The sequence below is a fragment of the Shewanella inventionis genome, assembly GCF_014641855.1.
In the GTDB taxonomy this organism is placed as follows: Bacteria; Pseudomonadota; Gammaproteobacteria; order Enterobacterales; family Shewanellaceae; genus Shewanella; species Shewanella inventionis.
Genome location: NZ_BMII01000029.1, coordinates 60,677 through 66,972, shown reverse-complemented (window position 1 = coordinate 66,972; position 6,296 = coordinate 60,677). Strand labels below are relative to the sequence as shown.

At 38.4% G+C, this 6,296-nt stretch carries 5 protein-coding genes and 1 pseudogene; 2 read left to right on the top strand and 4 right to left on the bottom strand.

The window, feature by feature from the left end:
* Nucleotides 1–113 precede the first annotated feature (113 nt).
* Genes IEW93_RS16430 through IEW93_RS16420 form a run of 3 tightly spaced genes read right to left on the bottom strand, consistent with a single transcriptional unit; the run spans nt 114 to nt 3,448 of the window.
* On the bottom strand, nt 114–305 hold the full coding sequence (locus IEW93_RS16430) for a hypothetical protein (protein WP_188740372.1): 192 nt from the start codon (nt 303–305) through the stop codon (nt 114–116).
* A gap of 4 nt (nt 306–309) precedes the next feature.
* Nucleotides 310–2,340 carry a site-specific integrase gene (locus IEW93_RS16425; RefSeq protein ID WP_188740371.1) on the bottom strand — a complete coding sequence of 677 codons (2,031 nt, stop codon included), beginning with the start codon at nt 2,338–2,340 and terminating at the stop codon, nt 310–312.
* Entirely contained in the window at nt 2,330–3,448 is a 1,119-nt protein-coding gene (locus IEW93_RS16420; RefSeq protein WP_188740370.1) for a tyrosine-type recombinase/integrase, read from the bottom strand. The genes IEW93_RS16425 and IEW93_RS16420 overlap by 11 nt, the downstream gene beginning before the upstream one ends.
* Before the next feature lie 731 nt (nt 3,449–4,179).
* Here IEW93_RS16420 and IEW93_RS16415 point away from each other — a divergent pair.
* Nucleotides 4,180–4,485, top strand: coding sequence for a helix-turn-helix domain-containing protein (locus tag IEW93_RS16415; RefSeq protein ID WP_004249763.1), 306 nt, complete (start codon nt 4,180–4,182; stop codon nt 4,483–4,485).
* Nucleotides 4,482–5,732 (top strand): type II toxin-antitoxin system HipA family toxin, encoded by a 1,251-nt coding sequence (locus IEW93_RS16410; RefSeq protein ID WP_188740369.1) that lies wholly within the window; start codon nt 4,482–4,484, stop codon nt 5,730–5,732. The genes IEW93_RS16415 and IEW93_RS16410 overlap by 4 nt, the downstream gene beginning before the upstream one ends.
* Before the next feature lie 292 nt (nt 5,733–6,024).
* On the opposite strand, the pseudogene IEW93_RS16405 reads toward IEW93_RS16410, so the two are convergent.
* Nucleotides 6,025–6,183: pseudogene (locus tag IEW93_RS16405) on the bottom strand (AAA family ATPase); the annotation flags it as partial.
* Between the last annotated feature and the right edge of the window lie 113 nt (nt 6,184–6,296).

Sequence of the window (6,296 nt, the reverse complement as noted above, 5' to 3'; positions counted from 1 at the left end):
ACCTTTTAGAGCAGCATCCACTAAAAGCCAGTAAACCAACCAAAATAAGAAAGGCAGCATGGAATGGCGATTTTAGGAGCGAGATTTTCTTTGGTTAAAAGATTTAACAAAGCTTAATCCCGCCCTGCGTTTGTTCCATCGTTAAATACTAACTTTTCAAAATTAAATGTCACATCACATTTCTTTAATTTTGGGTTCTCGTAACTAAAGTCCCACTTATTATCAGAATATTTAGAGTGTTTTGAAATCTGCTTATTTTTTATATCTGGTGCTGCATTTCTCTCTTGATTCGATATGTTTATCATGGGCTTAACCTATATTGTTAATCGACCATTCAGGAACAGGGTTGTGGATTGCATCGCTGCGAATCATTTCAACAATAGATTTATCATATTTAGGGAGTATATATGTATCCCACATATACTGTTTCTCCTGAGTAGCTAAATTAAATTCATCTTGTTTAATTTCACCTAATGCTAAAAGGGTTTGGTGATAGTTTAAATAACTGAAATATTTTTTTATATCAAGCTGTGTAATAACAAGATTTTGACAACCAAGACAAGTCTCTGTCGCTGAGCTACAATATACTCCTACAGATTGATTCTTTTGAGGCGAGTTTAAAGGATCTTTACAATGATTTAATAGATTCTCTTGAGGTTTATCGATTTCAGTTGGTAATCGAGAGAATGGGTCATCATTATCGCCTTCCAATCCAAGTAACATAGCTTCTAGATGGAGTCCTCTTCGAGCCTTAAATATGGGGTCGTTAAGCTTTCTCAAGTAATCTGATGTAGTTTTTAACCTAGTATGCGCTAAGAGTGCTTGTAAGTATGTTAAATCCTCTGTACGAAGGTATTCTTGCCAAGCCATTGTAGGTCGAAATAAACTTGCTTGTAACGTAATGGGCTTGTTATCACTGGGGCGTTTTAGGTTAAGCTGCACTCCAAAATCGTAAATAGCTTGCTGAAATCTTCTTACTGTTATTACTCTGGGAACTTGATCAGAGCTAGCATTACTAATCCATAACGCTTGTTGTCCTTTAGGTCTATACGATTCAGTGATTTTTATTACTCGTTGAATTATTCTAATCGGCCAACTATCACTTCCTTTTATTAATGGGATTGTTTTATCCTTTTTGTTGGAACGGTACTTCTCCCACCGAATAAACATTCTATTAGAATCCAGAGGGTCTACTTCAAGGCAGTCTAATGTAAGTCTAGAGATAGTGCTTGGATTTAATCCAGTTCGAATAAGTAACATTAGGTAATAAGGGGTTAAATCTGATGCAGAGACCCAAAGCTTAAGGTTGTTCTCATTATAGAATGCGGTTAACCAACCTGGTTGTCGGTGTCTGAAACCATGATAAAACAATGGGTACTTTTTAAGGGTATCGGCATCACTTAAAACCTGACATTGCATAATATTTTCCCAGTACCAAACCAGGTAATCAGTCTTTTGCCAAGGTGAATTATACTTAATTGGAGACGGTTTTCCTGCAAAATTATTTATGTAATAGTCAGTATCACTGACACTTTTATAGAATTTTTTTAGTGCTTTGGCGTAATAAGTTGTTCCATTAGATATCCCTTTCAAAAAAGATTGACCTCTAGGTATTTTATAGAGACTTTCGATATTTAATTTTTCACAGTGCAGTTCATTTACCCAAAACCAAATACAATAATCTTTGCTTGCCCATACGGAACGCTTTTTTTTATTTGTGATAACGGGTGCAACATCAGTAATAGGAGGTTCCTTTCCTAGCCATTGTGGTTTATATGTTGATTCAAGACGCTTCGATGTGGTAATTAGTGATTGTTGTACAGCTGTTGATATTTCCCTTATTTCTTCCATATCGTATCCTTCATTACTTGAAGATAACCCACTACTTTTTGGGAACATATTTTCCGGAATTATAAATGTTGGAGAAATCGATTTATGCTTTTGCCATTGTTTAAAAATACTGCTTATAGAACGAAACAGACTTCCTGCTGTAGAGTATTTTAGGCCGGATTCGTTCTTTAGCCAAAGGCAAAAATTTATGAGGACCGTGCCATCGAGATCCGAAGGAGATGTAATATCATGCAAGGAGGCAAATTGGAGGAACTTTTGAAACTTCTCTATAACAGATATGCGTGTGAAATGCCCTTGAGAGTGTCTATTTTTGTACATAGCCCATGAAAAAAGACTGATAATTTTTTTAGAGCCCAATTCGCACTTATTGTTAAGATTATAGGTATGTGGGTGACCAGTGTTTTTGCACTTTATGGTAAATTTTAAATCACGATATGCTCGAGCTTCATCAGCAGTGATTTTAGTAATTTGTACGTACTTAATTGTCACTAATAGAATCCTCTGTCACTATATCAATTTGACGTTGAAAAGCATTATATGAGCCAGAATAAGCTATTAAGGTGGCTATATGCACGTAGTATGTTCTAGTTGTTTCTTCACTTGCATGGCCAAGTAGTTTACTAAGACCAGTTAGATCGTGGTTAAGTAAATAATGATATGTCCCAAAAGTGTGTCTTAAAAGATGCGGGTGAGCTTTAACTCCAATGTGCTTACTGGTTTTTCTAAATAGTTTTTGAACCCAGTTAATGCTCAATGGTTGTCCGTCTATGGTGATAAATAATGTAAGGCAATCTTTCGGATCTATGTGTGTAATAGCATCGATTTTTTTCTCTCTGTCTATGTCTACATACTCCCAAATTTGGTAAAGTAAATCATTAGGTATTAATATCACTCTTGCCTTTCCGCCTTTTCCAATAACTCTAGCTGGCGTAAATTTTCCTCGACTATTCACTTCTGGTAGATCACGAAGAGGAAAGTTACAGGCTTCAGATATTCTTAATCCTGTCTGGAGTATAAATGATGTCAACAATACATTTCTTTTTTTCACTAGCGCATTTCTTTTTCCTGAGATCTTTCCGACTGAAGAGACAAATCTTAAAGCATCCTCTAATAGCATGAACTTAATAGGTTCTGAAACAGCTTGAGAGTGATGCCCTTTAGATTGATATCGCTGACTCAAAGATAGTTTTAAACTTTGTATTTCCTTTGGATTAAGGTAAGGGGACAACCCCTTTTCATATGACCAAATAAGATAGCGGTAAGCACCAGCTACTCTAGAATTAATTGTATTCCAAGAAAGTCTTTCTCCATTATTTTTTGTGTATTCACATAATGCATCAATGTAAAAGTCGAATGTATCGTCTGTTATTGAACCAATGTTATTCAATGATGAATTAGCCCAAAGCAGAAATTCTTTAAGATGCTCAGCGTTTGTTTGTAAGCTCTTGGGCTTATTTTTTAAAGCTAATTGTCTCAGATACTGATTTACTTCGACACATGGTGAAGTGTCATTATTGAACATCTGTGGAATGTCACCCTTCAATCTTGCCAATTTTGAACGTTTTGACGTTGTGAAATTACAGTACACAATGTTCATTTTATAATCTCTTTTTTTACCATGTGTATCAGTAGACTAGCAAAAGACATACTGATTTTAACTGAATTAGATATAGTAGCTAATTTACCGTTGTGTTACTTAATTCACCTCATTTGTATAGCATAGAAATCTTTATAAGTTAAATAAATATAGTTTTATATGGTCAGTACTACAAGTTAGATGGAGTAAGGAATTGTAAAATTTAAACGTATATGCACATCAAGTGTAGGTACTACTAACGCGGCAAACCGATAATAAATATCTTATGAGGCAACTTATTCACCAAACTTAGGTTAGTTACTGTTGAAGATGATTCAGTTGATGTTGTCAGTTTAGGTGTCATTCAGTCGCTTTTGTATCGTGTTTATTGAGCTGGTAAATGATTATACCGAAATAGCCATTTAAAGTGCTATTGAGCGGGTAATTGTCCAACAGCGAAAGTCCAAGCAATAACCCGTTGGGTGATCGATTTCTGAATAGCAATAAACAGACTCTAGTGTTAGCGAGATGTTTATTATTTTCACTAATTTTTTCCACACAGGCTCAAGCTCAGTACTATTGCTTTACCCATCGCGAAGCTAAATCTTAAAATGGGATATTAATACCATTTATTCGCTTTAAATGGGAATATAGTACCATTTATTTTTCGTGATAGTTGTTTAAATCGTTGGGTTGGACTATATTCCCATTAATGGTTGAATAATGGGAATATAGTCCCTTTGGCTGGTGATATGGCTAAGCGAGATTTACACAATGTACTGTTTCCAAAGCAGCGTAAAATCCTGACTCATTTTGGTGAGGACTTGTTATTGGCGATGAAACGACGTGGTTTTACAAAAAAACTGCTGTGTGAGCGCACTGGCTTTGATCATAAAACCGTGAACAAAGTCTTCGCAGGTGATCCAGGTGTTGCCATTGGCACTTACTTGAAAGTAATGGCCGTACTTGGCATGGAAAGCAACTTTGCAGAAATGGCCGCTCATGATGAAGTAGGCATCAAGCTTCAAAACATAAAATTGCTGGAAGGTTCAAGATGAGCCGCGAAGTCGTCGAAGTCTATGCCGATTGGCAGCCAATCGAAGCGCCACAGCTAATAGGGCGGATTACTTACAGCGACTCAAGCCGAGGTGGCGTGTTTAGTTTTGCCTACGATAAAGCGTTTTTAACCTCAACTTATCGCTTGCAAATCGATCCAATGCTTGAGCTTCACTCAGGTGAGCTCTACAACGATGAAGCCGATAAAAACTTCCGTGTATTTCTTGATTCATCCCCCGATCGATGGGGGCGTATTTTAATGCAACGGCGTGCGGCCATTGAAGCGCGCAAGGGCATTCGAGCAACAAGTCGATTAAACGAGTTGGATTACCTGCTGGGCGTACATGACTCTTACCGGATGGGGGGGATTCGATTTAGGCGAGCAGGCTCGGATGCTTTTTTAGATGGCAACTCTGAGTTTGCTGCGCCGCCAATGGCTTCTCTGCGAGAGCTAGAGCACGCAGCAATGCAGATTGAAAAAGACGATAATATCGACAGTGACGAGTATTACCGCTGGTTGAAGATGCTGATTTCTCCAGGCTCATCATTAGGTGGTGCAAGGCCCAAGGCTTGTGTGACAGATGAGCAAGGCCACTTGTGGATTGCCAAGTTTCCCAATTTAAACGATACCCATGACGTGGGGGCGTGGGAGATGGTCTGTTATGAATTGGCTTTGGCGGCAGGTGTTGACATGTTTCCAAGTGAAATTAGGCAGTTTTCCTCTGGGCATCATACCTTTTTGACAAAACGGTTTGACCGCGACGGCGGAAAGCGGCTGCATTTTTCATCGGCTATGACACAACTGCAATACTATGATGGTGAACAATCTCAAGGTGCCAGCTACTTAGAGATTGCTGAATTTCTCTCCAATTTTGGTGCGCAAACCGAAGCTGATCTAGCACAGCTATGGCGTCGTATCGTGTTTAATATTGCCGTGTCCAACACAGATGATCACCTGCGTAATCATGGGTTTTTATTAACAAAGAATGGTTGGAAGTTATCACCCGCTTATGATTTAAACCCGATAGTAGGTAAGCACGGCCTGCATCTCAATATTACCGATGCAGACAACGCTTTAGACTACCAATTGGCCTTTGACGTAAAAGACTTCTTCCGGCTTTCTCAAACCCAAGCCACGCAAATTTACGATGAAGTATTAAATGCGGTTAGGCAATGGCAAACCGTTGCAAAGCGGCTAGGGATCAGCCGAGCCGAGCAAGCCATTAAACAATCAGCGTTTAATGTTTAATAAGCTAGGGTCTGTTTAAATTTCCAGTCTCAATTAACCCTTGCTTAGCCAATATTCAAACCATGCCCACAATGCTGTTATTACTTGGGGGCATTGTTTAAAAACTGGGTCATATGCCAAAGAGCAGCCATGGGCGAGGTCTGCTCGCTAACAAGCCATAGTCTGCCTTGTTGGGAGGGGAGTAACTTGTTGACTCAAAAGATAACATCGCAAATTTAACAATGGTTGCCACCGTTAAAATTTTTTGAATATTATAATGTCCACGCCAAACAAACCTAAGTGTCGAGCGCTTTTACCATCTCTGTGGTAAATATTGAGTGTAATATAACGGCATCACGATATTGGTTTGCGCTAACGCTGCAGATCCTTGTGTTCCGGTAAGCTTAAATGTTTTGCTTGTTGCGCACTTTTCGATATATGACGCAAGGGATTTAGCTCGCGAACGTTTACCACGTCATTAATGAGTTGAGTAAAGTTCGTTTCATAAAGCCACCAACCGATGGTAATTAATGCTAATGGCCATAATAAGCATAAAAGAACGCATAATTTACACTTTTATGCGCA

What these genes read in the sequence shown, in the direction of transcription:
- IEW93_RS16410 (WP_188740369.1), top strand. Translation starts at nt 4,482, where the DNA reads ATGAGCCGCGAAGTCGTCGAAGTCTATGCCGATTGGCAGCCAATCGAA.
- IEW93_RS16420 (WP_188740370.1), bottom strand. Translation starts at nt 3,448, where the DNA reads ATGAACATTGTGTACTGTAATTTCACAACGTCAAAACGTTCAAAATTG.
- IEW93_RS16415 (WP_004249763.1), top strand. Translation starts at nt 4,180, where the DNA reads ATGGCTAAGCGAGATTTACACAATGTACTGTTTCCAAAGCAGCGTAAA.
- IEW93_RS16430 (WP_188740372.1), bottom strand. Translation starts at nt 305, where the DNA reads ATGATAAACATATCGAATCAAGAGAGAAATGCAGCACCAGATATAAAA.